This window comes from Saccharopolyspora sp., assembly GCF_017434145.1.
GTDB classification, from domain to species: Bacteria; Actinomycetota; Actinomycetes; order Mycobacteriales; family Pseudonocardiaceae; genus Saccharopolyspora_C; species Saccharopolyspora_C galaxeae.
This window is the reverse complement of record NZ_JAFRFW010000473.1, coordinates 1-2321: the sequence shown is the minus strand read 5'-3', so window position 1 is coordinate 2321 and position 2321 is coordinate 1. Positions and strand designations below refer to the sequence as shown.

Below are 2321 nucleotides of genomic sequence, written 5' to 3'. Positions count from 1 at the left end.
TGATGTTCCCGGGCAGTGTCAATGGCATGCCTGAACAGTTCCGTTCCTATTCCTTGATGTCTGTACTCCGGCAATACGGAAAGATTACCCAGCTCACATTCACCATCCTGCTTCATAAGCAGTGAGTAATATCCCCGGATTGCCCCGTTTTCATCATTCAGAAACATAAGCCGGTGTTCATGATCCATATGCCACATCAGCCGATTCTCATCTGTGGCAAAAGCAACGTATCTCGACGCGTTTTCCTTTGTGAAACCGAATTCATCCGCTACAGTTTGATGGCTGTGCCGGATGACCTGGACACATTCGGGAATATCTTCCCGGTTGACTTTTCGAATCATTATGTTTTAATCTCCTTGGCCATATAACCTCAAAGTTATTTCTGATAAAAGATATCATTCCACAGCTCTACGTGTGAACCGGTAAACAGCTGCGGCTTTTCTTCTTTTGAAAAATACTTCAACTCCAGGGTTTCGTCCTGGTCACAGAAAAGTTTTCCGCCAATCACTTGAAGCTCATAAGCGATCACTTGGTGCACCTGCTGACCGGCTCCGACGTGGAGCGGTCCGCGGCGGCGCTGGCGGTCTCGGACGGCCGGGTGCGGGACGCGCTGCGCTCGCTGACGCGCTGAGCCGAATCTCTGAGCGAACGGACCGGGCGAACGGACCGTCTGACCAATCTGGCCGGACGAGCAGTCCGTTCACTCCGGTAGTTCGGCGGCGACCCGCTCGAAGGCGGTGAGCACGCGGTTCCAGAAGGCTTCGGTGTCGAGCACCGTCGCCACGTCCGCGTTGCAGCGCTCGGCGGGCGCGTCGAAGTCGGTCACCGTCATGCCCGAGGTGAACCGGCCGTGCGTCTCCACGTCCACCCGCGCGGGCACGGTGCTCAGCAACCCCGGATCGAGCACGTGCGCGACGGCGCAGGCGTCGTGGACCGCGGGACCTTCGGCGCGGTACTGCCGGTGCTGTGCGTAGAAGTCCAGGATCGGCGAAAGCAGTTCCGCCTCGAGCCGCCCGAGCGCACCGAACCGCTCGCGCACTTCGGCGGTGGCGCGGGCCTGCGCGGTCAGGTCCAGCCCGACCATGGTGGTGCGCCAGCCCGCGTCGAACGCGACGGCCGCGGCCTCCGGGTCGGCGAGCACGTTGAACTCCGCCGCCGGGTTGCGGTTCCCGCGGGTGTAGGAGCCGCCCATGACGACGAACTCGCGCGCCCACTCGACGATCCTGGGCTCCTTGCGCACCGCCAGCGCGATGTTGGTCAGCGGACCGATCGCGACCAGCGAGATCTCGCCGGGCGCGGCGGCCAGCTCGTCGACTATTCGATCCACGGCGTGGCCGTCGATCGCCCGTGCCGTGGCCGCGGGCAGCACCACGCCCCCGAGCCCGTTGCCGCCGTGCACGTCGCCGGCCGTCAGCGCTTCGCGAACGAGCGGGCGGCCCGCGCCGGCCGCGATCGGCACGTCCATCCCGTAGAAGTCCGCCAGGCACAGGGCGTTGTTCGTGGTGTGCGGCAGGCCGACGTTGCCCGCCACGGTGGTCACGCCGACGACGTCCAGTTCCGGGCTGCCGTGCGCGAGCGCCAGCGCCAGCGCGTCGTCGATGCCCGGATCGCAGTCGATCAGGACCTTCTTCGGCATTTCGCTCCCGTCGGTTCTTCGGGGTCGGTGCGCGCGTCGGTCGACCAGCGGTTCCGTCGCGGTGCGGATGCACGCTTCCGGACGCGTGTGCGGTCAGCGGCTGCCGCGGCGGAGCCGCTCGAAGCCGGCCCTCATCAGGACTCCACGGCGTCGGCGATGGACTTCGCCTCCCGCGCGCCGGTTTCCAGCGCGGTGCAGCAGTGCACGATCCACTTCGCGACGCCGTCCGGCTCTCCGGAGGCGAAACCTTCGGCGGCCGCGACGTAGTCGGGCTGCCGCCGGAAGTAGGCGACCTCCGGCACCACCAGCCCCTTCGGGTCCAGCCCGCTGCCGATCATGCTCAGCCGCGCCGCCGCGCGCGCCACGATGCCGTCGACCTCGCCGAACGCGGACAGCGCGAGCAGCTCGCCGTGCACCACGGCGGCCTGCACCGGACCGGGCACGAGCCCCTGCGACTTGCCGCCCGCGTCCGCGACGACCTGCGCGAGCAGGTCCAGCCGCGCGGAGACCGCCGGGTCCTCCCGCGGGCGGCCCAGCCGTTCCTGATCGTCCGCCAGGTCCGCGGCGGCCAGCACGTGCAGCCGTGCGAGGGCTTGCATCGGGGCGCGCTGCCAGGTCGGCAGCAGCGGCCCGAGCGCTTCGGCGACCCGCAGCGAACCGGCCAGCAGCGGATCGGTGACCTCGC

At 66.9% G+C, this 2321-nt stretch carries 4 protein-coding genes; all 4 read right to left on the bottom strand.

The window, feature by feature from the left end; all coding sequences use genetic code 11:
• On the bottom strand, positions 1–341 hold a 341-nt coding region (locus IJH84_RS12990), incomplete at its 3' end, for a GNAT family N-acetyltransferase (protein WP_295144561.1).
• Positions 342–376: 35 nt separating this feature from the next.
• Complete coding sequence (locus IJH84_RS12985) at positions 377–529, bottom strand: hypothetical protein (RefSeq protein ID WP_295144558.1); 153 nt, start codon at positions 527–529, stop codon at positions 377–379.
• Positions 530–700: 171 nt separating this feature from the next.
• The gene (locus IJH84_RS12980) at positions 701–1636 is read right to left on the bottom strand and encodes a nucleoside hydrolase (protein WP_295144555.1); all 936 of its coding nucleotides are present in this window, start codon (positions 1634–1636) and stop codon (positions 701–703) included.
• A gap of 134 nt (positions 1637–1770) precedes the next feature.
• Positions 1771–2321, bottom strand: a 551-nt coding sequence (locus IJH84_RS12975) for an oxidoreductase (protein WP_295144552.1), incomplete at its 5' end; no start/stop codon positions are given.

Bases quoted from the DNA above. Each gene is read 5' to 3' on its own strand.
- IJH84_RS12980 (WP_295144555.1), bottom strand. From the start codon at position 1,636: ATGCCGAAGAAGGTCCTGATCGACTGCGATCCGGGCATCGACGACGCG.